The organism is Lacibacter sp., from assembly GCF_035299325.1.
Lineage (GTDB): Bacteria > Bacteroidota > Bacteroidia > Chitinophagales > Chitinophagaceae > Lacibacter.
The window spans coordinates 154,637-181,337 of record NZ_DATGWT010000040.1 but is presented as its reverse complement, the minus strand read 5'-3'; the positions used below and the strand labels follow the sequence as shown (position 1 = coordinate 181,337).

At 40.5% G+C, this 26,701-nt stretch carries 19 protein-coding genes; 16 read left to right on the top strand and 3 right to left on the bottom strand.

All coding sequences use genetic code 11. The features are described 5' to 3' along the window. Positions 1–113: 113 nt before the first annotated feature. The gene (locus VK159_RS21440) at positions 114–719 is read right to left on the bottom strand and encodes a hypothetical protein (protein ID WP_324232219.1); all 606 of its coding nucleotides are present in this window, start codon (positions 717–719) and stop codon (positions 114–116) included. Between the two features lie 103 nt (positions 720–822). Next, the gene (locus VK159_RS21435) at positions 823–2,181 is read right to left on the bottom strand and encodes an MATE family efflux transporter (protein ID WP_324232218.1); all 1,359 of its coding nucleotides are present in this window, start codon (positions 2,179–2,181) and stop codon (positions 823–825) included. A gap of 172 nt (positions 2,182–2,353) precedes the next feature. Here VK159_RS21435 and VK159_RS21430 point away from each other — a divergent pair, with 172 nt between their 5' ends. The 15 genes from VK159_RS21430 to VK159_RS21360 all read left to right on the top strand — a co-directional run bounded on the left by VK159_RS21430 (position 2,354) and on the right by VK159_RS21360 (position 23,668). Continuing rightward, positions 2,354–3,205 carry a DUF3822 family protein gene (locus VK159_RS21430; RefSeq protein ID WP_324232217.1) on the top strand — a complete coding sequence of 284 codons (852 nt, stop codon included), beginning with the start codon at positions 2,354–2,356 and terminating at the stop codon, positions 3,203–3,205. Next, the gene (locus VK159_RS21425; RefSeq protein ID WP_324232216.1) at positions 3,193–3,741 is read left to right on the top strand and encodes an RsmD family RNA methyltransferase; all 549 of its coding nucleotides are present in this window, start codon (positions 3,193–3,195) and stop codon (positions 3,739–3,741) included. The genes VK159_RS21430 and VK159_RS21425 overlap by 13 nt, the downstream gene beginning before the upstream one ends. Continuing rightward, positions 3,738–4,310: a 5-formyltetrahydrofolate cyclo-ligase gene (locus tag VK159_RS21420; protein ID WP_324232215.1), complete on the top strand. Its 573-nt coding sequence runs from the start codon at positions 3,738–3,740 to the stop codon at positions 4,308–4,310. The genes VK159_RS21425 and VK159_RS21420 overlap by 4 nt, the downstream gene beginning before the upstream one ends. Continuing rightward, on the top strand, positions 4,297–5,403 hold the full coding sequence (gene lpxK, locus VK159_RS21415) for a tetraacyldisaccharide 4'-kinase (protein ID WP_324232214.1): 1,107 nt from the start codon (positions 4,297–4,299) through the stop codon (positions 5,401–5,403). The genes VK159_RS21420 and lpxK overlap by 14 nt, the downstream gene beginning before the upstream one ends. A 47-nt stretch (positions 5,404–5,450) precedes the next feature. Continuing rightward, positions 5,451–7,535 carry a ribonuclease R gene (gene rnr, locus VK159_RS21410; protein ID WP_324232213.1) on the top strand — a complete coding sequence of 695 codons (2,085 nt, stop codon included), beginning with the start codon at positions 5,451–5,453 and terminating at the stop codon, positions 7,533–7,535. Between the two features lie 126 nt (positions 7,536–7,661). Continuing rightward, positions 7,662–8,624 carry a polyprenyl synthetase family protein gene (locus tag VK159_RS21405; RefSeq protein ID WP_324232212.1) on the top strand — a complete coding sequence of 321 codons (963 nt, stop codon included), beginning with the start codon at positions 7,662–7,664 and terminating at the stop codon, positions 8,622–8,624. Positions 8,625–8,830: 206 nt separating this feature from the next. Further along, positions 8,831–13,780: a PKD domain-containing protein gene (locus tag VK159_RS21400; RefSeq protein ID WP_324232211.1), complete on the top strand. Its 4,950-nt coding sequence runs from the start codon at positions 8,831–8,833 to the stop codon at positions 13,778–13,780. 86 nt (positions 13,781–13,866) lie between these two features. After that, positions 13,867–15,558 (top strand): amino acid permease, encoded by a 1,692-nt coding sequence (locus tag VK159_RS21395; protein ID WP_324232210.1) that lies wholly within the window; start codon positions 13,867–13,869, stop codon positions 15,556–15,558. Position 15,559: 1 nt separating this feature from the next. Further along, positions 15,560–16,012, top strand: coding sequence for a methylglyoxal synthase (locus VK159_RS21390; protein WP_324232209.1), 453 nt, complete (start codon positions 15,560–15,562; stop codon positions 16,010–16,012). 125 nt (positions 16,013–16,137) lie between these two features. After that, positions 16,138–16,605, top strand: a complete 468-nt coding sequence (locus tag VK159_RS21385) for a DoxX family protein (protein WP_324232208.1) — start codon at positions 16,138–16,140, stop codon at positions 16,603–16,605. A 142-nt stretch (positions 16,606–16,747) separates the two neighbouring features. Continuing rightward, positions 16,748–17,770 (top strand): Smr/MutS family protein, encoded by a 1,023-nt coding sequence (locus VK159_RS21380; protein ID WP_324232207.1) that lies wholly within the window; start codon positions 16,748–16,750, stop codon positions 17,768–17,770. 88 nt (positions 17,771–17,858) lie between these two features. Continuing rightward, positions 17,859–19,148, top strand: coding sequence for a prolipoprotein diacylglyceryl transferase (locus VK159_RS21375; RefSeq protein ID WP_324232206.1), 1,290 nt, complete (start codon positions 17,859–17,861; stop codon positions 19,146–19,148). 294 nt (positions 19,149–19,442) lie between these two features. After that, positions 19,443–21,929, top strand: coding sequence for an outer membrane beta-barrel family protein (locus VK159_RS21370; RefSeq protein WP_324232205.1), 2,487 nt, complete (start codon positions 19,443–19,445; stop codon positions 21,927–21,929). 148 nt (positions 21,930–22,077) lie between these two features. Next, positions 22,078–22,569 carry a YajQ family cyclic di-GMP-binding protein gene (locus tag VK159_RS21365; RefSeq protein WP_324232204.1) on the top strand — a complete coding sequence of 164 codons (492 nt, stop codon included), beginning with the start codon at positions 22,078–22,080 and terminating at the stop codon, positions 22,567–22,569. An 847-nt stretch (positions 22,570–23,416) separates the two neighbouring features. After that, complete coding sequence (locus VK159_RS21360) at positions 23,417–23,668, top strand: type B 50S ribosomal protein L31 (protein ID WP_182801261.1); 252 nt, start codon at positions 23,417–23,419, stop codon at positions 23,666–23,668. A gap of 141 nt (positions 23,669–23,809) precedes the next feature. Here the strand turns inward: VK159_RS21360 and ychF are convergent, their stop codons facing one another. Beyond that, a complete protein-coding gene (gene ychF / locus VK159_RS21355) occupies positions 23,810–24,910 on the bottom strand; it encodes a redox-regulated ATPase YchF (RefSeq protein WP_182801260.1) in 1,101 nt (366 codons plus the stop codon). 223 nt (positions 24,911–25,133) lie between these two features. Here ychF and VK159_RS21350 point away from each other — a divergent pair, with 223 nt between their 5' ends. Further along, the gene (locus VK159_RS21350; protein WP_324232203.1) at positions 25,134–26,630 is read left to right on the top strand and encodes a nucleoside recognition domain-containing protein; all 1,497 of its coding nucleotides are present in this window, start codon (positions 25,134–25,136) and stop codon (positions 26,628–26,630) included. The last annotated feature ends 71 nt before the right edge of the window (positions 26,631–26,701 follow it).

Here is a 26,701-nt window from a genome sequence, read left to right as displayed (position 1 = left end):
TTTTACATTTAGCTACCGACAGGATGTTCCTCCGGAACAGAAGAATAGAAACACTATATTCATTCGCTGATTTTGCGTTTTTCTTGTGCCGTAGGTACGATTGATTTGATTAGCTAACAAAGAAGAGTCTGATGGCAAAGTGTGGCGCTTAGGTAAGAGATCTTCTGCCCACTCTGTTTCTTTGTGAAATCGGCAACAACAATTAGATAATGCCTGAAGTGAAATCCATAATCTTGTCTAAGCTCCTGATACTCGAAATAGCCATCAGGAATACCGGTAAATCCTCCGGTCTCATATGCAACAATATTAAACTCCTTGCCAACATACTGTTTTTTCATTTTCTCACTTTCGCTTGAAGAAATGGTACGAGTTGTTTTATCGTATAAATATTTATATAGCTCGAAGTCGTTGTTTGGTAAATTTCCTGTCTCATCTTTGAATTCAATTAATATTGGACTAGAAAGTATTATGCTATCAACACTTTTTACTCTGAAAAGATAACTGCTTTGATGTCCCTTGTCATTAAGTTCATTTCCATCAACTATTTCTATTTTCAGTTTAACAAGCGTCCCGAAAGGAACAGGTAATTTTTCCCTGATTTGATGCGTTATTTTTAAAGTATCCTGTCCAAAAATTCTGTTCACAGTGAAACTGGCAACCAATGTCGCAAGAAGAAAAGTGAATTTTAAAAGATACGTTGAAGTCGACTTACTTTTCATAGCTTTTGTGAGATTAATATCGTTCGTTGTTCAATAATACTAATGTCGTAATAGCATAAATGCCAAAAAAAATTAATTCCTCTTTCCTTTCTTTTTCTCTTAGCTAAATCACCTTTCCCTTCCACTTATCACTCTTCAAATAATTAAACGCCATCACAAAGATCACACTCCAGTAAATTAATTCAGATGCCCATGCCCACAGCAGGCTTAGTTTGTACACTTCCAATACTAAGTAAACATAAACGAGATAGGCAACAATGGTAACAGCTTCAATAATGAGATTCATACGTGTATTACCTGTTCCTGTTACTGCATTCAACCATACAACGGCAATAGACATAAATAGCATACCTGTTGTTACAATACGCAACACCGGTACAGCTGCATTAACAAACTCTTTGGATAATTGAAACACCGACAGCAACTCATGTGCAAAAACATTGAAAAGGATAAACATGAAGACGGCGGAGATGAAACTCAGCTTCATAATGCGGTTGATGAGTTTATGTACATCATGACTTCGTCCCTGGCCAATGATATTACTCACCATCGCATTGGTGGTGGAAGCAAAGGCCCAGATGAATATACCTGCCAGTGAAAAAATATTGCGCATTACGTTTGAAATAGCGAGGGCCCTTTCTCCGTGATGCTCAATCAAAATATAAAAGATCAACCAACTGATGAGGCTGATGGAAAACTGCCCGATAAGCGGTGCGGAAATATTCAGGATCAGTTTAGTGAGCTCTTTACTGTAACGCAGGTAATTGAATAAATGAAAACGTAGGTGCAGTCGTTTTATAAAAATGAGCACGAACACAACGATCATCCCAATAAACTCTGCTAACACCGATGCATAAGCGGCACCATTAAAACCCAGCTCTGGCAAACCGAAATGACCATAAATAAATCCGTAATCGAAAAAAATATTGGCACCTGCTTCAAACAGCGTACCGATCATGAGGTAGCGGCTGTTATTCGTCCCAACCAAAAATGCATTTCCCATCTGGAAGAGATAAAGAAAAGGAAGCCCCCACACTCGGATCTTTAAAAAGTTCACTGCACTGGCATCCACATTTTGCGAACGCAATGCATAATCGAAGATCATAGGTGCAAACAGGTAGGTGAGTGCAATACCGATGGCTGCAAAAATGAAAGCAATACGCACACCTTGTGAAAATATCTTCCCGATCTCTTCCAGCCTGTTTTCACCGGCCCGGCGTGCAATGAGCGATTGAATGGCATTGTTTAACCCATTCCCCACAACGGCCACCACAAGGAAATACACACCGGTAATACCTGCAGTGCCAAGTGCAGCTTCACCCAATCCGCTCAGGAAAAAATTATTGGCCGTGAAATTAAGAAAGGGTACCAGCAGCGATAAACTGATGGGTAATGAAATGGAAAGAATTTGTCGGTTGGTAATTTCCAGTTGCAGGTTATTCTTCGGTAAAGCTGTTTCCAAGCAGTGTCGTTTTTGGCGAAAATAGGAAGAAAGCTTTTAGCCACGAGCTGTTAGCTGCAAGCAAAACAAAACACGCTGTATTTGCGTGGAGCATGTGGCTGGCAGCCATTTACTTGTAGCTAATTGCTTATCGCTTGCAGCTTTTTCTTCGTATTATTGCAGCAATTGAACAATGATAACTGTGTTACACCCATCTGTATTTATTGAATCGAACGAAGCAAAACATGTTGATACTGCAGGTGCTTACCTGCTGGTGCAAACGGGTACCGGCTTTATTGGTTTTGCGTCATTTCAGCCAACAGAAAAGAAAGTGAACAGTTGGGTAGTGTTTGAACTGGATCAGCAGATCACTGCTACACAATTAGAAGAGAAGTTAAGCACCATTGCAGCCGCTTATACCTGGGTGCACACCAATTACCAGAAAGTGATCCTGTTGCAATATGCTCCTTTAAACGTGCTGGTGCCTGCAATACTCAACAGCGAGCCAGGTAAAGAACAATTATTACAATTGGTGCATGGTCCGCAAACAAACCATGTGTTGGTGAAAGACATTGTGTTGCAGCAAAGCCTCGTGAATCATTATGCCGTTGATGCAGATCTTGCATCATTATTAAATAAACGTTTTCCGAAAGGCGAGTGGTGGCATGTGCAATCGTTGCTGTTAACAAAAACAGCAGCAGGAGGAGCAAGGGTAACAGCAACCATTCGTTTTAATGAAGTGCAATTAACAGTTGAGAAAAACGGCAACTGGTTACTATTACAATCGTACAATTATCACACACCGGAAGATGTGTTGTATTATATTCTCAATGCCATGCAACAGCTTGATCTTACACAGGAAGAAACCACTGTTTATTTGCAGGGGATGATCGATCAGCAATCGGCTTTGTATGATGTGTTGCATCTTTACATTTTAAATTTGCAGTTGAAAGATGAACTGCAGTTTAGTTTCCCGGCAGCAACGGAAGAACACCCGGTACATTTATCAGCTTCACTCGACCAGGTTTTATCATGCGTATCATAAGTGGAAAATTCGGCGGACGAACATTTCAGCCACCGGCTAAAATGCCTTACACAAGACCAACTACTGATCTTGCAAAAGGTGGACTGTTCAATGTAATTGAAAACAATCTCGATATTGAAAGCCTCAAAACATTGGATCTGTTTGGCGGAACGGGCAGCATCAGTTACGAGCTGGCGAGCCGTGGTGCAACCGACCAAACCATTGTAGAAAAGGATACCAATATGGCTGCGTTCATACAACAGACCAACGCTAAACTCGGTACTGATTTGAAAGTGGTGAAGATGGATGTGTTCAAATACATTGAGCAGTGCAACGAAAAATTTGATTTCATTTTTGCAGGTCCGCCATATGCATTAGGCACCATTGACGAATTGCCCAAGATGATCTTTAAACATGAATTACTGAATGAAGGTGGATGGTTTGTATTGGAACATACTCCCCGCAACAGTTATACACAGTTCCCGTTTTACAGGGCGGAGCGTAACTATGGCACCACCATCTTTTCTATCTTCGTAAACAAACCCAAAGAAGAATGACGAAAAAAGAGGCAAGGAAAGTATTTAAAGAAAAGCGGTTAAGCCTCACCGTGGGAGACAGGAACCGGTTTGATGATCTTATCCTCATCCATTTTCAGCAACTGCCTTTGCCCAATCTTTTCTACGTTCACACCTACCTCGCCATTAAAGAACAACAGGAAATAGAAACCGATCATTTATTACATTATCTCGAATTCCGTAACCCGGAATTAAAGATCGTTATTCCCCGTATGGATCATGAAAAGAATGAATTGCTCCATATTGAATATGACGAGATGGTGGATGTAATGAAGAACCAGTGGGGTATTCATGAACCGGTAAATGGCAACTTCATTGGTGAAGAACAGATCGACCTGGTATTTGTGCCCTTGCTTGCTTTTGATAACGACGGTTATCGTGTTGGTTACGGCAAAGGTTTTTACGATAAGTTTCTTGCCAAATGCCGGCCCGATGTGTTGAAGGTAGGGTTGAGCTATTTTGAAGCTATTGATACCATCACCGACCGTGCACAATTTGATATACCTTTAAACTATTGCATTACGCCACAGCGCATATATGAATTTGGCTAATCTCACATTCCAATCCATTCGTTTTTTGTTGGTGCCGTTTGCTTTGCTGTACGGTGCAATTGTATGGCTGCGCAACAGATTGTACGATAACAATGTGCTCAAATCCACATCAGTCAATATGCCCATCATTTGTGTGGGCAACCTCAGTGTGGGCGGCACAGGCAAATCACCAATGGTTGAATATTTGCTGCGGTTATTAAAAGATGAAGTGAATATTGCAACACTCAGTCGTGGTTACAAGCGCAAAACAAAAGGCTATGTTTTGGCAAACGAATCAACCAATGCCTTGGAAATTGGAGATGAACCCATGCAGTTTCATTTAAAGTTTCCGGATGTGGTGGTGGCCGTGGGCGAATCAAGACTGGAAGCAATTCCACAACTGTTGCACGACAGACCGAAGACGCAAGCGATCATCCTGGATGATGGTTTTCAGCACAGGGCTATTAAAGCAGGATTGAATATTTTGTTGACGGATTATAACAATCTTTTTACCCGTGATTTCTTTTTACCTACCGGCGACCTTCGTGATGAACGAAGCAGTTACAAACGTGCAGAGATCATTGTAGTAACTAAATGTCCGGCTGCATTAACAGAAGAAGAGCGAAACGAAATTAAAGCAGAGATCAAACCGTTGCCGCATCAGCAACTGTTCTTTTCAACCATTGAATACGGCGTGCCATATCATATCCTGCATCCGCAACAGGAATATCAATTGCATAAGCAACTGGAAGTGTTGCTGCTTACCGGAATTGCCAATATTGAACCATTGAAGGAACATATTCTTTCTAATTCATACACGTATGAACGAATAACATTCAGCGATCATCATATTTTCAGTATTGATGATTTGAAAGAGGTGCGAAAGCGTTTCAGCAAAATGGATCATGAAACAAAAATTATTATTACAACAGAGAAAGATGCCGTACGGTTGGATAAATTCAAAGAAGAACTGGAAGATCTTCCTATGTTCGTTTTACCCATCCGTCATCGTATCTTGTTTAACGGGGAAGAGCAGTTGAAAAGATCAGTGATTGATTTTATTCAGCAGTTCTCGACAAAAAATGATAAGTCACAAGGCACACAGAAACACTGATAAAAAAAATCGTGTATCAGTGTCCGGGTGGCAACAAATTAAACACTATGAAGAAAAAGAAAATAAACAAAGAACCGAAGCAGAAAGAATCAAAAGATTCTTCTTCAAAACATAAATCAAAAGTCAGCGGTGGTAAGCATAAACATCCGGGTGCGAGTCATCGTGGTGTTATTGAAATTACAAGAAGCGGCATGGGCTACGTAACCGTTGTTGATATGGAACGTGATGTGATCGTTCGCCCTCAACATTTTAATACAGCCTTACACGGCGATACGGTTGAAGTACAGATCACCAAAAGCGGTGGTGGCGGTGGAAGAACAGAAGGAGAGATCATCCGCATCATTGAGCGTAAACAAACGCAGTTCATTGGGCGCATCAGTATACAAAAGCATTACTGTTTTTTTATTCCTGAAACAGACCGGCCGATGCCTGACCTTTTCATCCCCACAGATAAACTGAATGGCGCAACGAATAATGATAAAGTTGTGGTGAAACTCACATCGTGGGATAAAGCCAAACGTGTTCCTGAAGGTGAAGTGCTGGAACTGGTGAAACAGGAAGCAGAGAATGATATTGCCATGAAGCAGATCTTGCTTGCGGCCGGTTTCAATTTAAGTTTTGATGATGAAGTGATGGAGCAGGCTGAACGTTTCCCGGATGGTGTAAGTGCTGCAGAAGCCAAGAACCGCAGGGATTTCCGTGATGTGCTGACGTTTACCATCGATCCTGTTGATGCAAAAGATTTTGACGATGCGCTTTCGATTCAGAAACTGGAAAATGGGTTATATGAAATTGGTGTACACATTGCCGATGTAAGTTATTATGTGGAGCCGGGAACGAAGCTTGATGATGAGGCGTATGCAAGAGCAACCTCTGTTTACTTACCCGATCGTGTATTGCCGATGCTGCCTGAGCGTATTTCAAATGAATTGTGTTCGCTTCGTCCGAGAGAGGATAAATATACTTTCTCTGCCGTTTTTCAAATGACCGAAAAATGCGAGATCAAAAATGTATGGCTGGGAAGAACCGTTATTCATTCTGATCATCGTTTCAGCTATGAAGAAGTGCAGGAAATTATTGAAGCTGGTAAAGGGTTATATGAGAATGAAATACTGCTGTTGAATACACTTGCACAAAAAATGCGGAAAGATCGTTTCAAAAAAGGAGCCATCAATTTTTCTTCGCAGGAAGTGCGTTTTGTGTTAGATGAAAACCGCAAGCCAATTGGTATCACCATTAAAGAAAGTAAAGAAGCGCATCAGCTCATTGAAGAATTTATGTTGCTGGCGAATAAACATGTGGCGGAGTTTATTGGTAAGATTACCGTCAAGGATAAACCAATTCCTTTCCCTTATCGTGTGCACGATACACCGGATGAAGCAAAGCTTGGTCCGTTCATGGTGTTTGCAAAAAAGTATGGACATACGTTCGATGTATCATCACCCCAACGCATTGCCGAATCGTTCAACCAGATGCTGAAAGATGCTCATGGTAAACCGGAGCAGCACGTGTTGGAAGCATTAGGCATTCGCACCATGGCGAAGGCAGTTTATACCGCTGAGAATATCGGCCACTATGGTTTGGGCTTTGAACATTATTGTCATTTTACTTCGCCTATCCGTCGTTACCCTGATGTATTGGTGCATCGTGTACTACAGCAATGCCTGGACAAGCAACCGCAGATCGATAAAAAGATGGAAGCAAAGTGTAAGCATTGCAGTGAGCGTGAGCGTTCGGCAATGGAAAGTGAACGTGCTGCCAATAAATACAAACAGGTGGAATACATGAGCCAGTTTCTGGGTGAAGAGTTTGATGGTGTGGTGAGTGGAGTTGCATCATTTGGATTTTGGGTGGAAACCGTTGCACATAAATGCGAGGGACTTGTCAGCCTGTTTTCGCTGAGCGATTTCGATGATTTCAGACATAATGAAGAAGATTATTGTCTTGTTGGTAAACGCAGTGGACGAAGTTTTAGAATGGGTGATAAAGTAACGATCAAAGTAGTGGCAGCAAATTTGGAAAAACGTCAATTGGATTATGAATTAGTGCTGGGGCATATTGATTCAACCGAACAAAAACTGTTAAAGCCAACGAAGTTTCAGCATCCGAAGAAGAAGAGAGGCAAGAAATGATGGCTGATTTATGATTTAGGATGCCGGATTTGTTTTCTGATTTAACATCCTGATCATACTTAGTTATCTTGCCGATTGTTTCACAAATCCTGAATCAGACATCAGAAATCATACATCAAAAAAATTATGCAGTCGTTTGAGCAATTATTAAAGCAATTCGAAGAATATTTTAACAAGCGTCATTTCCCCCATGAACCGGCATCGTTGTATGATGCGGCGCAGCACATCCTCAGCATTGGAGGTAAACGTGTACGTCCTGTTGCGGTGTTAATGGGCAATGAGTTGTTTGATGATATCAAGCCAGATGCGTGGCAAGTAGCAACGGCTATTGAGCTCTTTCATAATTTCTCGTTGATCCATGATGATATTATGGATGAAGCTCCACTGCGTCGTGGTAAGCAAACCGTGCATGCCATTCATGGGGTGAACACCGCAATACTTGCCGGTGATGTAGCATTAACCATGTCATACGATTACCTCGGCAGAGTGGAAGGTGATGTAAAACCGATTCTTGGGCTTTTCAATAAAACCGCACTGGAAGTATCGGAAGGGCAGCAGATGGATATGGATTTTGAAAAAAGAGAAACGGTTCATCTTGATGAATATGTACGGATGATCGAATTAAAAACCTCAGTACTTCTGGCGGCCAGTTTAAAACTTGGCGCAATGATTGGCGGCGCAAGTGTTGGTAATACAGATCACATTTATCAATTCGGTCGCAACCTTGGTATTGCCTTCCAGGTACAGGACGATTATCTTGATTGTTTTGGTGATCCTGCGAAGTTTGGTAAACAGGTTGGTGGCGATATTAAGGCCAATAAGAAAACGTTCTTAATGATTCATGCATTGGAAACTGCATCTGCTGCACAACAGCAACAGTTGAAAGAACTCATGCAGAATAATCCTGCCGACAAAGTTGAACAAGTTGTAGCCATTTTTAAATCAGCCGGTGTTGATGAATGGGCGATGCAGTTAAAAAATCAGTATCTCGAAAAAGCCATGCAGCATTTAGAAGATATAGCGGTGCTGAATAAACGAAAAGAACCATTAAAGCAGTTAGCTCAATTTTTAGTACAACGGGAGTATTAATCTTATATAATTATCGCTCACAAGCTGAAACGACACACTGATGTGAAAATTTGTTACAGTTATTTAAGTTCTTGATTTTATAGCCCTATGATTGTCTGAAAATCGTTGCGGAAACAGGTTAAAGAATACGCTTAGAAATGTAAAATAAATGCGTTAAAACTTCGCCACCAACGCATTTTGACTTAACATTGTTCCGCCCGTTAACCATGAGTGGATCAATAGCCAAAACCATCATTACGTTTTTTCTCCTGTTCATTTCGCTGACATTAAAAGCACAGCTGAATGCAGAGTTCTCTATTACAAACGGCCAAGGTTGTGTTCCATTAAAATCTTCCTTTAGTAATCTTTCAACCGGTATTTCTGCCAACACCGTTTATAGCTGGAATTTTGGGAATGGTAATTTCTCTTCGCTAAAAGATCCATCAGCAGTTTTTTTAGCCGAAGGTTCTTACACAGTTACATTAACGGTTAGAGATGGTAATCAGACTTCAACCAAAACAAGGGAAGTGAAGGTGTACAAAAAGCCGCAGGCCGATTTTACATTTTCAAGTGTAAAAGGATGTTCTCCGCTAACGGTTACATTCAACAGTACATCCACTGCGGGTGATGGCATTATCAATTCTTACTTCTGGGATTTTGGTGATGGCTCAACACAACAAACATACTCACCCACAACAACCCATACTTACCAGATCAAGCAAAAAGCATCAGTAAGTCTGACGGTGGTAAATCAATACGGTTGTTATAATACCATAGTGAAGAATGATATTATTGATGTGCTCGATCCGCTTACTGCTGATTTTACGGTTGATCAAACAGTTCTTTGCAAGATCAGTGATGAAGTGAAGTTTACCAACAAGAGTGCAGGGCCGGGAACATTAAGCTATCTATGGGATTTTGGTGATGGTACTACTTCAACAGAAAAAGATCCCAAACACATCTTTACACAAAAAGGAATTTATACCATCAAACTTACTGCTACAAGTTCGGAAGGTTGTGTGGTTACAAAAACACTTTCCAATCATGTAAACGTTGCATCTTATAAAGCCGATTTTAATATTGCCAGTTCCGAGATATGTTTAGGTACACCTGTGCAGATCACAACGCTGAGCAACCCATTGCCATCGCAAACAACATGGCAAATGGGAGATGGTAATACAACTTACTACACTTATAGTTTCAGTCATTATTATTACAACAAAGGTGACTATACAATTAAACTGGTCAACAGCTTTGGTACCTGTAAAGATTCGGTTACAAAAACAGTGAAAGTAAAACCTACACCGGTTGTAAGCGGATTTCTTGATACGTTACTTGATAAATGTGGTGCACCGGCACGCATGAAATTTAAAGATACTACTGCGGGTGCTGTTGGGTGGGAATGGTCGTTCATGTATGATTTTTATAACCCGGTTATTAATTCAACGGTACAGGAACCGGTATTTACTTATCCAGCAAACATTACATATAATGTACGATTAAAAGTTACAAATGCCGAAGGCTGTAGTGCTGTAACCACAAAATATGTTACGGTTACACGCCCTTATGTTGCTATCGAGTATACTTCGTCAACGGCCGGCGGAACCAATTCATGCACACCGTTTACAGTTAAGTTCAAAGCACAAACACAGGAAACAATTACTTCTTACAAATGGAATTTTCCCGGTGGTATCACATCAACAGATGCAACTCCTGAATTTACTTTCTCAACAACCGGCACTCATTCGGTAACATTGAATTATACAACTGCTTCCGGTTGTAACGCAACTGCGGTTTACAGCAACATCAACCTGTATCCTAAACCTGTTGCAAATTTTGTGTCAACAAAAGGCACAGATATTTGTGGCAATACGTTGGTTCATTTCGATAACCTGTCGACTGGTGAATTGTTTCGTGGCAGTTGGTATGTGAATGGAACATGGACCTACGGAGAATCCTTTGATCTAAGCAGCACTGATCTGTATTACAGGTTCACCAATGCAGGCAAGTACACAATCAGGTTTGTTGCAACAAATGGTATTTGTCATGATACGATGACTAAAGTAGACTACATCACAATAAAGCCGCCATTTGTTAAAATAAACGGATATCAAAAAGGCTGTGAAGGAAGTGGAGGGCAAGTAACATTTGCGGATGCAACAACAGAAGCAACAGGTTGGTTATGGGAATTTGGTGATGGGCAAACGGCAACTTACACTTCGTATCAACCAAATATTACACATCAATACAGCGCATCAGGAATTTACAAAGTTCGGTTGAGCGCATCAAATGGCTCGTGTACTGTTCGTGATTCTGTTATAGTTACTGTAATGATGAGGCAAAAGTTGCAGTTAACAGTAAATAATCCAAGTCTCTGTTCAAATGAAAATCTTGGCTACAGCATTTCCGGACTGCAGGCTTCGCCAACAGGTAGTTACACCTATTCATTCTACCGAATAGAGTATGGCGATGGCTCACCATTTTATGGTTACAACAGTTACTACTATCTCAATCAGAATCCGTTTTCCGGATCGTTGGGATCTGTTGATCCATTACAGGATAAACTAAGGTTCATACTTTATAATTCAACTTCCGGTTGTTTCGATACTACCAACTATATCAGCTATGCCGTAAAAGGAGCGAAACCTTCATTTGCTATTGAAGGGGGAGATCAATGCTATCAATTGCCGGTAACGTTTAAAGACAAATCAACTGTTACAGGAAATAATTCTATTGTTTCATGGGAATGGAATTTTGGTGATGGTGTGACAAAGACAACTACAACAGCCGGGGATGTTACACACATTTATGCCAACCCGGGAAGTTATTATGTTACGCTGAAGATCAGGGATGCTGCAGGCTGCACAACCACGAGTGCTTATTATGACGGTTACGTAAGTGTAAAAGGGCCCAAGGCTTCTTTTTATGCATCGGGCACCAACGTTCCGTTAAACACAAATGTTTATTTCTATAACAACACCAATAACTACAATGCTTACAACACACAATACAGTTGGGATTTTGGTAATGGTGTAACAAGCACGCAATACTCACCATCGTATACATTTACGGTTGCCGGTACCTACAATGTAAAACTCATCGCAAAAGATCCATTAACCGGTTGTACCTCCGAAGCAACACAGGTTATTGTAGTAAGAGATTTTAATTCGGCATTTAATTTCAATACCTCCTTTGTTGGTAATGCAAGTTGTCCGCCGGTGATGGCAAGGTTTAATAATACTTCGGCAGGAGCCGTGAGAGTGAAATGGGATTTTGGCGACGGTACCACTGCTGATAATGTCAATTATCCATCGCATATTTATACCATGGCCGGCACTTACATTGTAACCTTGTATGTATATGGTTACAATGGATTAACAGGCACCTATACAGATTCTGTAAAAGTGAAAGGATTGGATGCTGCGATTAAATTCGATCCGAAAGAAACCTGTTCTTCACAACCTGTCAACTTTAATGCATCTGCAACGGGTGTTACCAATTATGTATGGGATTTTGGTGATGGACAATTGTTTTCATCAACCGATAGTACTGCCGTGCATTCTTATCGTGGGCCGGGTGTTTATAAACCATCCTTACTTATTACAAATACCGATGGTTGTACCGTTGCAGCACCATCAACCGAAAAAATTACTATTGATAGTTTATCGGCTAAGATCAAAGGCATTCCGCTGCAGGCATGTAACCAGGCAAAGATCAATTTCAATGCTGAGGTATATAGTGTAGGTGCATCGCAAAACCAGAACTTTCTTTCTTATAAATGGAATTTCGGAACAGGTAATGCAGCCGATACAGCAAATACAGCGAATCCTGTTTTTCAATATAACTCGCCGGGAACCTATACTGTTACTTTACGTGTTATTGCACGTTCAGGTTGTGTAAAAGATGTATCAGAAATAGTTGTTGTAAAAGAATCATCCAAAGGAACAATTACGGCACCCGCTGCTATATGCGCAGGAGAAACTGCAACATTCACTTCTTCTGCAACGATTACCAATGGCGTACAATGGAGCTGGGATTTTAAAAGTGGACAAACCGCAACAGTTCAAAATCCATCAGCACAAACTTATACCACCGCAGGTAGTTACCCGGTTACACTCGTGGTGAACAATCAAGGTTGTTTAGATACAGCAACGCATATCTTAACCGTTAATTCATTACCAGTTGTTCAACTATCACCGGCACAACCAAAAGTTTGCGCTGGCAATAGTATTCAGCTTGCTGCAACAGGAGGAACAGCCTATCAATGGTCACCTTCTGCCGGGCTTTCTGATCCGTTATCTGCATCTCCATTGGCTTCACCATCTGTTTCTACCAACTATCGTGTACTTGTAACCAATCAATATGGTTGTAAGAAAGCAGATTCAATTACGGTAAGAGTTGTACAGCCGATCAGTATTACAGGAAATACAAATTATTCGATCTGCGAGGGTCAGTCTGCACAATTAACAGTTACGGGGGCATCATCTTACAAATGGATCAACAATACACAAGGGCTTGGTTCAACATCTTCTGCTTCAACAACGGCTTCTCCTGCAACAACCATTACTTATACTGTTGTTGGGTATGATGCTGAAAATTGTTTTAGTGATACACTCGATATAAATGTTGTGGTTCATCCAAGACCAACTGTTAATGCTGGACCTGATGTGCAGTCGCTACCAGGCAACACAGTTCAATTAAACGCAACAGGAAGCAATAATATCAGCACATGGATGTGGCGGCCAACCGATTTCTTGAGTTGTGTGCAATGTCCATCACCCGTAAGTTCAACCAATCGAACCATTACTTATATTGTTGAAGCAAAGACGGATAAAAACTGTTCGGCTTCTGATTCGGTAACTGTTGAAATTCTTTGTAATGGCAGTCAGATATTCATTCCGAATTCGTTTACACCAAACGGTGATGGAAAGAATGATTACTTCTCTGTGCTGGGTAATGGTGCATCGCTCATTAAATTATTTGTGATCTACGATCGTTGGGGAAACAAAGTATTTGAGCGTTCTAACTTGACGGTTGATGATCCGAAAGCTAAATGGGATGGTAATTACAAAGGCTATCCCGCACCAATCGGCAGCTTTACATACTCTATACAACTCACATGCAATGCAACAGGCGAAAGCTTTGTACGAAGCGGTAGTGTTACAATTATCAGGTAATCCTGGTTTATTAAAAATGTTGATTGTAACATGAAACCTGTGTTTCATCATTTTTCCCTATTTTGAACCCCGCAAAACCAACTAATATGGCCAACCAGTTATTTCGTAAAAAAAAGATCAATGCAATACTTCCGGAAGATGCAGGTGAAATTCATGGTAACGAAAGCAAGCTGCACCGGATATTGAATGTTCGTGATCTTACTTTTTTTGGTATTGCTGCGGTTATAGGGGCCGGTATCTTTTCAACTATTGGTTCGGCAGCTTTTCATGGCGGTCCCGGTGTTTCATTGTTGTTTGTCATCACTGCTATTACCTGTGGCTTTTCTGCGTTATGTTATGCTGAGTTTGCAAGTCGTGTACCCGTGAGCGGTAGTGCTTACACCTATGCTTATGTAAGTTTTGGTGAACTGGTTGCGTGGATCATTGGCTGGGCGTTGATTCTTGAATATGCCATTGGTAATATTGTGGTAGCCATCAGCTGGAGTAGTTATTTTAATAATCTTTTGCAGGGATTAAATATTCATTTGCCTTTTTGGTTAACAACCAATCTTACAACGGCGAAAGAAGCGTTGGCTGCTGTTAATGCACAATTAGCAACAGGTGCAGCAGCAACTCCTGAAATGCAAACCATCATCAACGGATTTAACAGTGCACCTGATTTAGGAGGAACAAAATTGTTTCTGAATCTTCCTGCATTTTTGATTGTGGCGCTTATTACCGCTCTTGCATATATTGGTATGAAGGAAAGTAAAAAGAGTGCCAATGCAATGGTGGTCTTCAAGATCATTGTGATCATTTTCGTTATTATCATCGGGTTCTTTTATGTTGATACAGCAAACTGGAATCCGTTTATGCCCAATGGATTTACAGGCGTATTGCAGGGTGTGAGTGCAGTGTTCTATGCCTATATTGGTTTTGATGCCATCAGTACAACTGCAGAGGAATGCGAAAATCCACAACGTGATCTTCCAAGGGGAATGATGTATGCGTTGCTCATTTGTACGGTATTGTACATTCTTATTGCATTGGTGTTAACCGGTATGGTAAATTATAGTGAATTGAAAGTTGATGATCCGCTGGCTTATGTATTTGATAAGTTGGGTTTGAAATGGATTGGTTATATCATCAGCATCAGTGCAGTGGTAGCTACCACCAGTGTGTTGCTGGTATTTCAATTAGGCCAGCCACGTATCTGGATGACGATGAGCCGTGATGGATTATTACCAAAACGTTTTTCAAACGTACATAAGAAATATAAAACGCCTGCATTCGCAACAATCGTTACAGGTTTTTTAGTTGGTATTCCTGCATTGTTTCTTCCTTCATCAATCATGACGGATCTTACAAGTATCGGAACTTTGTTTGCGTTTGTGTTGGTATGTTTAGGCGTTTTGTTATTGCCCAAGCTTCGTGCAGAAGGTTCGGGTAAGTTCAAGTTACCTTATATTAATGCTCAGTTTATTCTTCCGTTGATCGTTGCAGGGTTTATTTTCCTTTTCCGTGAACGAGTAACCGCTTCAATTACCAATTTGTTCAATGAAGATCACCAGGAGGTATTGTTCCTGCTCTTTATTATTATTGCAGCCGTGTTATCTGTTTTAACATTCATCCGTAAATATTCATTGATACCTGTATTAGGAGCATTGAGTTGTTTGTATCTCATGATTGAAATTCCCGTGAACAGCTGGTTTTGGTTTTTTGTATGGATGGGAATTGGTTTAGTGATCTATTTCATTTATGGTTATCGAAAAAGTAAATTAGCAGCCGAACAAGTTTAGTATGCCAACAAGAAAAATGAAAGTCCGCAAACGCATTGCGTTAGTGGCACATGATTATAAGAAAACCGATTTAATCGATTGGGCTTATTTCAATCGCTCAGCCTTATCAAAGCACGACCTGTATGCAACAGGCACTACCGGCAAACTGTTGGAAGAAAAACTTGACCAGCCGGTAATAAAACTTCTTAGTGGTCCGTTGGGTGGCGATCAACAGATTGGCGCCCTGATTGCTGAGGGTAAAATTGATGTACTCATTTTCTTTTGGGATCCAATGGAAGCTCAACCACATGATCCTGATGTAAAAGCATTGCTTCGTTTAGCAGTTACCTGGAATATTCCCACTGCCTGTGATCGGGCAACAGCCGATTTTATATTTACATCACCTCTCATCCTCGATGATTATACGATCCAGCTGGAAGATTATAGTCAATATCTCAAGCGTAAGATCAAGTAACATGTAGGTCATGTGCGCTTAAAACGACCTGAACCCTGGTAGATTTAGTGCAGAATTTGGCTTGCAAAAGCGGGAAAACCGTTGTAACTTTTGCATAGCTTCTTTCACATTTAAAATTTGCCATTATGAATTTCGTACAACGCATGGAAAAATGGGGCGATACACATCACCCTAAATGGATCGATTTCATCCGTATTGTTTTGGGAATCATCCTTACCTTAAAAGGTGTGCAGTTCATCAACAACATGCAACCATTGGTTGATCTGATTGCTGATAGTGGTTTTCTTGGTTCTTTATCTGCCGGTTTGCTTGCACACTATATAATCTTTGCACATTTGCTGGGTGGTCTTTTGGTGGCCTTTGGTTTACTTACAAGGTTTGCCTGCCTGGTGCAGATCCCCGTTTTATTAGGCGCTATTATTTTCGTAAACATATCGGGCGGTATTTTTCAACCACATTCAGAGTTATGGTTGTCGGTTCTCATCCTCATCCTGCTTGTGTTTTTTGTGGTTGAAGGCAGCGGAAAGCTGAGTATAGATGAATGGATGCGGAAAAATCCTGATGAGAGGCCTCACAAACATAAGTGGGGCTGATGGTTCCAGTGTGGTGTGATTACCCCGGCAATAAATTCTTACAACGATTGTTTGAACAGGATTTGTTGACCGGGGTTATTTTTGCAGCTTAATACGAACATTCGGGTTTACTTCGTGTATAAGTTCAAATAAAAAGTAGTGTATGAAATTTCAGATTGGAGATAAGGTGTTGTTGCTGCATTCAAATGAAGAAGGTGAAGTGGTTGATATAATTGATAAGAAAATGGTAACCGTTGATGTTGGAGGTGTACAGTTTCCGGTTTACATCGATCAAATCGATTTTCCCTATTTCAAACGGTTTACCCAAAAGAAAGCTCCGCCACCGAAACAAAAGAAATATGTAGATGATGTGAAGAAAGAGAAGGGTAGTGCCATTAAAGGTTATAATGTTGCCGAAGGTGTATGGATCTCTTTTTTGCCGGTGTTTGATAAAGATATTTTTGATGATGATGTGGTGGAATATTTCCGCATTTATCTCGTGAATAATACTGACACGCATTTTAAGTTCGATTATCATTTACGCTATACCGGTGAAAGTGAATTTAACCTTCTGAATGAAATTCTTCCGTTCAATGATTTTTATATTCACGATGTGGAGTTTGAAAAACTGAACGATGCGCCAAGATTTGATTTCGAATTTTCATTAGCAACTCCTGATAAAAAGAAAGCCGATCATTTTGAAGCTTCACTGAAGATGAAGGCAAAACAATTATTTCAACGCATTGAAGAAATGCTGCAAAAACAGGAAGCAAGCTTCAGCTACCTGCTGATGGAATCGTATCCCGACAAAGTGCATACAGAAAAAGTTGATCTTCATAAACTATCAGCTGCAGGATTTAAAGTGTACGATGCAGGGCAGGCACGGCAACACATACCTCCGGCACGTACGGTTGTTGATCTGCATATTGAAAAGATCAGCAACGATTGGAAACATCTAAACAATTTTGAAATTCTTACCGCACAGTTACGTGAGTTTGAAAAATATTATGAGCTGGCTGTATTGCATATGCAACCAACCCTCATTATTATACACGGAGTGGGCGAAGGAAAGCTCAGAGATGAAATTCATGATATTCTACGTTTGAAACATGAAGTAAAATCGTTCGTGAATCAATACCATCCTTTGTATGGTTACGGCGCAACAGAAATCTATTTTCAATACTGATAAGCAAATCACCAGAAGAACCACGTAAAAACCGGCTGGCAAGATCAATCCAATTTTTTCAAGTATCATTGCAACTCAAATATTCAGCATGTATCCTAATCTGTATTATTTCTTAAAAGATGTATTTGGTGTGGAATGGGAAGGGGCGAGGTTTCTCAATTCATTTGGCTTCTTTGTGGCGCTTGCTTTTATAGCCGGGGCTATTGTTTTAACAAAAGGCCTGCAACGAAAAGAGAAGCAGGGGCTTTTATTTCCAAAGGAAGAAAAGCGGATGTTTGGTCAACCTGCCACAACCACTGAATTGCTGTTGAATGCATTGCTTGGTTTTTTAATGGGTTATAAGATCATTGGTGCATTTATGAATGCCGGTGATGGTGTAAATCCACAAGATTATATTTTTTCTTCAGAAGGCAGTTGGGGTGCAGGTATTGCTTTGGCATTGCTTTTTGCATGGCTGAAATGGTACGAAAAGAACAAACAGAAAGCTGCAAAGCCCGAAGAACGGAAGGTGCGTGTATGGCCGCATGAGCGGGTGGGGGATATTACAGTAATGGCGGCTATTTTCGGATTTGCCGGAGCCAAGGTGTTTCACAACCTCGAAAACTGGGATGAGTTTATGGCTGATCCTATTGGTTCATTGGTATCATTCAGCGGATTAACTTTTTACGGTGGATTGATTTGTGCAGCCATTGCTATTATCGTATTTGCAAAACGAAAAGGAATTTCAATACGGCATTTAGCCGACACGATGGGACCAACCTTGATGCTGGCGTATGCTATCGGTCGTATTGGTTGCCAGGTTGCAGGTGATGGTGATTGGGGCGTGCCTAATGCTGCCTACGTAACTGATTCAGCCGCCACCGTTCAATTGGCAAAGCCAGGTGAGTTTCAGCAGGCAGTTCAAAATAATACAACCTATATCCGCCAGGAGTTTGGCCGTGATTTTAAAGTGGAGAATGTGCCATCGGCAAGTTTTAAAGCACCTTCATTTCTTCCGGTTTGGATGGTAGCTTATACTTATCCGCACAATGTAAACAGCATGGGTGTAAAACTTCCCGGTTGTGATCAGCCTGAGCATTGCAATTACCTGCCATTACCGGTTTTTCCAACTCCGTTTTATGAAACGGTCATGTGCCTGCTGCTGTTTGGTATTCTTCTGATTGCCCGTGAACGCATAAAACTGGCAGGAGGATTATTCTGCCTTTATCTCGTCCTGAATGGATTGGAGCGTTTCTTTATTGAAAAGATCAGGGTAAATACAAAATATGAAGACCTTCCTTTTCAGCCCACTCAGGCTGAACTGATTTCTTTAAGCCTGGTGATTTTGGGCATTGTTCTCTATTTTGTAGCGAAGCGAAAGTCTCAATCATCCAAATGATTTTCGTGTTAATACTTTTTTAAGGCTTCTTACCGGAAGCCTTTTGTTTTTTTCCAGCTATCTCCAAATTCTTCCGCTCGTCCCTAATGTGATGGTTTTCTGTAACATGTTTGAGGGTTAGCCGTCACATATGTGTCTTTGTTTTGCCGAACATCAGTTAAAAATGCCATTCAGCATAAAACAATGTACTATGCAAAACATAGAACCTACTTTTGACATGTAATAGAAAAGAACAGGTACTGTCAACTGTTAAACCTTATCATTTTAAACCGAGTCATCAAACTTATCATCATCATGAAAAAGATTTCTGCATTACTAATTGCGGCCTTGCTAACCTGCACCTACTCCTCATTTGCTCAAACAGCTTCACGTGTAAAAGGCGATGTGAAAGACGAAAGTCAAAAGCCGGTTTCCGGCATTACCGTGTCGTTGCTTCGTGGCAAAGACAGTTCGCTTGTAAAAGCGGCCATCACCGATAAAAGTGGTGCTTATTCCTTTGAATCTGTAAAAGACGGCTCTTACCTTTTGGGTATTACCAGCGTGGGTTACCAGAAAAAGATTAGCGGTGTCATTGAAGTAAAAGAAGGAGCTGAGATCACTGTTCCATCGTTCAGCTTGTTACCTGAAGCAAAAGGGTTAAAAGAAGTAACCGTTACAGCAAGAAGACCATTGTTTGAGCAAAAGCCCGACAAAATGGTGGTAAACGTGGAAGCAAGCCCAACCAACGCCGGGGCAAATGCTTTGGAGATATTGGAAAAATCTCCCGGTGTTTCGGTTGACCGTGATGGTAACATCAGCTTGAAAGGTAAAGCAGGCGTACAGGTATTTATTGATGGCAAACCAGCTTACTTATCAGGTGCTGATCTTGCAAATTATCTCCGCAATCTGCAGGGCACACAATTGGATCAGATCGAGATCATGACGAATCCTCCTGCTAAATATGATGCAGCAGGTAACAGCGGTATCATCAACATCAGAACTAAAAAGACCAAACAGATGGGCTATAACGTAATGGCCACTGTTGGTTATTCGCAAGGTGTTTATGCATCAAACAACCAGAACCTGACCTTTAATTACCGTAAGAATAAAGTAAACCTGTTTGGTACGTTAAGCCGTAATGAGCGTAACTCTTTCCAGGTACTTTCAATTCAACGTAAGTTTATTGAAGAAAGCAGTAAGGAAGTAAAATCGTTGTTTGACCAGGTATCGCACATGCGTCAGTTAAATATTTCGAACAATGCAAAACTCGGAGCTGATTTTTATCTTACTAAAAAGACAACTATTGGCGCAACTGTAAATGGTTTTTATAATCCGGGTGTATTCAGCAACAACAGCGATATTGATATTTCTAACCCGGATGGTGCAATGATGAGTAAAGCAAGTGGCTTTTCAAACAGCAAAAGTCAGTGGAGACATTTTGGTTCAAACATTAATTTCCGTCATCTCTTTGATACAACAGGTAAAGAATTAACTGCTGACGTTGATTACCTGAACTATAATGTATCAAGCACACAAAATCTTCTTAACAGATATTTTGATCCATCGGGTGTACCTACAAATATTCCTGATAATTTATTAGGCAATCTTCCTCAATTGATCCATATCTACAGTGGTAAAGCAGATTACACGCATCCATTGAAGAAAGGTGCAAAATTTGAAGCGGGTATAAAAACAAGTTTTGTTGAAACTGATAACAATGCGGTTTACGACACTTTAAGAAATGGTAACATGATACTTGATTCTGCCCGTAGCAATCATTTTATCTATACCGAAAATATAAATGCTGCTTATGTCAATTACAGCAAGCAGTTTAATAAGAAATTCAGCGCACAATTTGGGTTGCGTTTGGAAAACACCACCGCAAAAGGTAATTCAAAAGGTCTGGCATACAGCAATGCAAGTGGTCGGTTTGAATCATTTGATTCAACGTTCAATTTGAACTACACACAACTGTTTCCAACTGCTTACCTGCAATACACAGCAAATGAGAAGAACAGCTTTACTGTAAATTACGGTCGTCGTATTCGTCGCCCGGATTATGAAAATCTGAATCCGTTTGTTGAATTCCTTGATCGTTATACGTTTGAGCAGGGAAATCCCAAGCTGCGTCCACAGTTCAGTCATAATATCGAATTGTCGCACACATTTAAAGGATTCCTTACAACAACATTGAACTATACAAAAACAAATAATATCATTCAGCAAGTGTTGGAACAAAACGAAGCCAGCAACGAAACATTTGTGAAGCAGGCAAACATTGCCAATCAGCGCCAGTTTGGTATTGCTGTTAGCGCCTTCAAACAATTTAAGAGCGGCTTAAGCGGCAACGTATATGCAAATGTGTTCAATAATGAGTTCAATGGTATTGTCAATAACACAAATGTTACTATAGGTGCAACCACTGCCATGTTCAACGGCTCAGTTGCTTACAAATTCAAAAAGGGATTAACAACAGAGGTCAGCGGCTTCTACAGAACAAGCGGTGTTGATGGAGTGTTTCGTATTGGTGGATTTGGTATGATGAACCTTGGTGCAAGCATGCCAATCCTGAAAACAAAAGGTACAATTCGTTTGAATGTAAGAGACGTATTGTGGAGCCAGCGAATTAAAGGCGAAAGTAAGTTTGGAAACATTGATGCACAGTTTCAGAATTACCGTGACTCACGTGTGGCAACACTTACGTTTACCTATCGTTTAGCAAAAGGAAAACTCAATGGCAATGGCCGTCGTAAAGCAAGCGGTGCTGCTGATGAACAGAATCGTGTAAAATCAGGCGAGTAAGTTTTTATTCTCTCTATATATTTTCTCATGTTGATTGACGACCCCGGTTTCTACCGGGGTTTCTTTTTTAATCGTAGTTTATTTCGCAACATTTATTTTTGCATTGAAACACTTCGTATTTTGTACTTCTCACTTCAAATTTTTTGATATGCCATCTTTTGATATCGTAAGTAAAGTTGACGCACAGGCGCTGGACAATGCAGTGAATGTTACCACTAAAGAGATTACCAATCGTTTTGATTTCAAAGCAAGTCACGTGAAGATCGATCTGAACAAGAAAGAGTTTAAGATCAATATTGAAGTGGAAGATGAAATGAAAATGGGGCAGTTGATTGATGTGTTGATCAGCCGAGCACACAAGCAGGGGATAGCGCCGGAAGCGTTCGATCAAAGTAAGGAATCGTTCCAGAGCGGTAAACTGGTTAAGAAAGAAGTACTGGTGCGTAACGGCTTAAAACAGGAAGATGCCAAAAAGATCGTAAAGCTCATAAAAGATTCCGGGTTAAAAGTGCAAGCCTCCATTAACGACGATATTGTGAGGGTTATGGGCAAAAAAATTGATGACCTTCAGGAAGTGATCCAGGCTTCAAAAGGCTGGGATCTCGGCATTCCTTTACAATTCGAGAATATGCGTTCATAAACTGTGCAGAACTGCGGTTTTTGAGCTGTTTCCGGTGGATAAACAGGTGCTTAACTGGTGCATATCAACAGCCCTTAAAAGTTGGAACTAATAGTAATCATAGACTACTTTTAATGAACAAAGCCGCTGGAAATTTTAGCAATAAAAAAGAAAGTGGTGGAGCAGCAAAAGTCCGTTAAAAGATAATTGCTGATTCCGGAAGCACTGGGTTAGTAAGTATAAAAGCGCAAGCGATTATAAAGAACAATTCGGTGCTTTTTTTATGCCTGTAAGTGAAGAAAACCTGCTGAGGTATGAATAGTAATAAATTCAGGCTGCTGCTTCCTGTTTCCGGTGGAAAGTTTTTTGAGCGGAATTGTTGAGTTTTGCCTGTTTGCGGCGACGGGTTAGCCATTGAATGCTCGCAAATAAAGAAAAGATCGATCCGATTACCAATAGGTGAGTCAACATAATGTTCGTTTTATAATGGAATAATCCGGATATTGAACTTTATGGATTCCACAGGAGGGACAAAGGAACAATAAAAAAAGTGCTTTTCATACTCTTTATTTCGAAATTTTATGGAATTGGTCTTGGCCATCATTAATTGAAAGAGAATGGGTATTTACCGGTACTATCGGGCAAATTTCTGCTTTTATCAGACTTTACATTAGCTCATTCGTTTAAGTTTAAGTTGCCTTTTTCAGAATGAAAGGAAATAAATTGCCAGGAAACCGCTGCTGAATATTTTTGGGCAGGCATATTTTATCCAAAATTTCATTTGGCTCCGTAGCACAGAATCTTTACTTTTGCGCTTTCGTTTAAAAAAAATGCACGGCCAAATCCGTGCTGAAAACTCCCAGGAATTATGAAAAAAGAACTTCATCCCGCTAATTACCGTTTTGTAGTGTTTAAAGACATGAGTAACGGCTATTCATTTTTAACCCGTTCTACTGCACCTTCAAAGGAAACAGTAAAGTGGGAAGATGGTAACGAATACCCTCTTATTAAACTGGAGATTTCCAGTATGAGTCATCCATTCTTTACTGGTCAGAACATCCTGGTGGATACAGCTGGTCGTATCGATAAGTTCAAGAAAAAATACGCTAAGAAAGCATAAGCTGAACAGTTTCTTTAAGAGCCATTCAGTAAATAAATTATCCCTCGGTTTTCCGGGGGATTTTTTTGTGCCTTGTTGAGTTTACGGCAAATAAAAAAGCGGCTCTTTTAAGCCGCTTTTGGAATACTATTTCAAGTCTTGTTATACATTGAATCTGAAGTGCATCACATCACCGTCCTTCACCAGGTATTCCTTTCCTTCAATTCTTAATTTACCTGCTTCACGTGCCGCAGCTTCTGTTTTGTAAGTAACATAATCATCGTAACCAATTACCTCGGCTTTGATAAAGCCTTTTTCAAAATCAGTATGGATCACGCCAGCACATTGTGGTGCTTTCCAGCCTTTATGGAAGGTCCATGCACGAACTTCCTGCACACCGGCAGTGAAATAAGTTTGCAGGTCAAGAAGATGGTAGGTAGTGCGTATCAAACGATTCAATGCAGGCTCCGTCATCTTGTATTCATCCATGAACAATTGCTTGTCGTCAGGGTCTTCCATTTCGCTGATCTGTGCTTCAATGCTGTTGTTCATCACAATCACTTCAGCACCTTCATCTTTCACAGCGGCAATCAATGCCTCTGAATATTTATTTCCGGTATGCATGCTGGCCTCATCCACATTCGCCACATACAATACTTTTTTCTGCGTTAGGAAAAACGAATCCTGGATGAGATCCAGTTCAGCACTGTTCAGATCTAAACCACGAATGCTTTTGCCTTGCTCCAAATGCGCTTTGCAAGCCAGTAATACTTCCAGCTCAGCTTTTGCTTTTGCATCACCAACACGTGCCTGTTTTTCGATACGTTGAATTTTCTTTTCAACCGTATCAAGATCTTTCAACTGCAATTCGGTATCAATTATTTCTTTATCGCTCACAGGATTGATAGCGCCTTCCTCACGCAACACATTCTCATCTTCAAAACAACGGATCACATGAATGATGGCGTCGACTTCACGGATGTTGGCAAGGAACTTATTACCCAAACCTTCGCCTTTACTTGCACCTTTCACCAAACCGGCAATGTCAACGATCTCGATCTGCGTTGGAACCGTACGGTCGGGTACTACCAGCTCAGCCAGTTTATCGATGCGGACATCAGGCACATCCACCAAACCAACATTCGGTTCAATGGTACAAAAACGATAATTACTCGCCTGAGCCTTGGCGCTGTTACTTACGGCGTTGAACAAGGTCGACTTTCCAACGTTTGGCAAACCCACAATACCTGCTTTTAAACCCATGATTCGATATACGATTTTAGAAGTTAGATTACAGATTTTGTTGTCGGCTGTTCAATACTTTTCACCGTTCCTTGCGTCGCACACTTCAACCACAACAATTCTAATCTGCTTTTTTTCGAGGCGCAAAGATAAGCCTTCGCAACTTAGCAGCGAAACCTGTGAAAAGATGGTTTTGGCTGTTTCGTAAAAATCTGCAATCTTCAATTTTAAATCAGAATCACTTATGGCTTTAAGCAGAATCTGGAGTGCATTTATACTTGTAGCGTTTCTTGTGGCAGGCATAAAAATGGTTGGAGGCGATGAAAAGATCTTTAACAGGATGGTAGTTGGAAAATCATCTGACAAATATGATAGTGTTTTTTATTTCGCTATCGGTTCTCCTGTTAATCAAAAACTTTCGGCCGGATATGCCGGATTTTTAAGAGAATATGGCTATTTCAAAGTTGATTCTGTTCAGAAGGCTTCTGTATTGCTTACCGATAACCTTCAGGCCGATTCAGTAACTTCTATCAAAGCGGCAAATCCATCCTTAAAGCTTTTCACTTATTTATCAGTTCAAAAGCAATTGCAGCGAAAAGTTGACGGCATTATTGAAACAGCAAAGAATGCTGTGGTGGATATAATCATTCCGCTTATTGGTATTCTCGCCCTGTTTATGGGGTTCCTGAATATTGCTGAAAAAGCAGGTGGAATCCAGGTATTATCAAGAATAATCTGGCCATTTTTTTCAAGGATATTCCCTGAAGTGCCGAAAGGTCATCCGGCAACAGGGCATATGATGATGAATTTCTCTGCTAACCTTCTTAATCTCGACAATGCAGCCACGCCTTTTGGTTTAAAAGCAATGGAAAGTTTACAGGAACTGAATCCTAATAAAGCAGTGGCGTCCAATTCACAGATCATGTTTCTTGCATTGCATGCTTCTGGCCTCACGCTTATTCCTGTAACAATTATTGCATTCAGATCCGGTTTGGGGGCGCAAAATCCCACCGATATTTTTATTCCCTGTATGATTGCAACTTTTGCAGCAACAATGGCAGCGTTGTTTATTGTTTCGTTCAAACAAAAGATCAATGTATTTCAGCCGGTGATTCTTGCATGGATAGTAGGTATATCAGCCGTTATTGCATTACTGGTTTTGTATGTGACCGGCTTAGATGCAAAAACTGCCCAGCTTTTTTCCGGTAAACTCAGCAATGGAATCATACTTGTTCTTTTTGTGGCTATTATATTAGGAGCATTGTATAAGAAAATTGATGTGTTTGATGCATTTGTTGATGGGGCAAAAGGAGGTTTTGAAACAGGCGTTCGTATTATTCCATATATCGTTGGAATGCTCATTGCAATAAGCATGCTGCGTACCAGCGGAACCTTTGATGTAATTATTAATGGAATGAAATCTTTGTTTGCTGCATTAGGAACCGATACACGTTTTGTAGATGGGTTGCCAACTGCTTTAATTAAACCGATGAGCGGAAGCGGTGCAAGAGGAATGATGATTGATACAATGAAAACATTTGGAGCTGATTCTTTCGCAGGAAGACTTGCATGTATTTTGCAAGGTTCAAGTGACACAACATTCTATGTGATTGCCGTTTACTTTGGTTCAGTTGCAATCAAAAATACCCGTTATGCAGTTGGAGCAATGTTACTGGCCGATCTTGTTGGCATCATCACATCCATCTTACTGGCTTATTTATTTTTCGGATCATCATTGTAACTAACCATAAAAGGATCTCAGGTTTATGTTTGCAGCAAAAATGTTAATCCTTGATCTTTTACACCATCGGC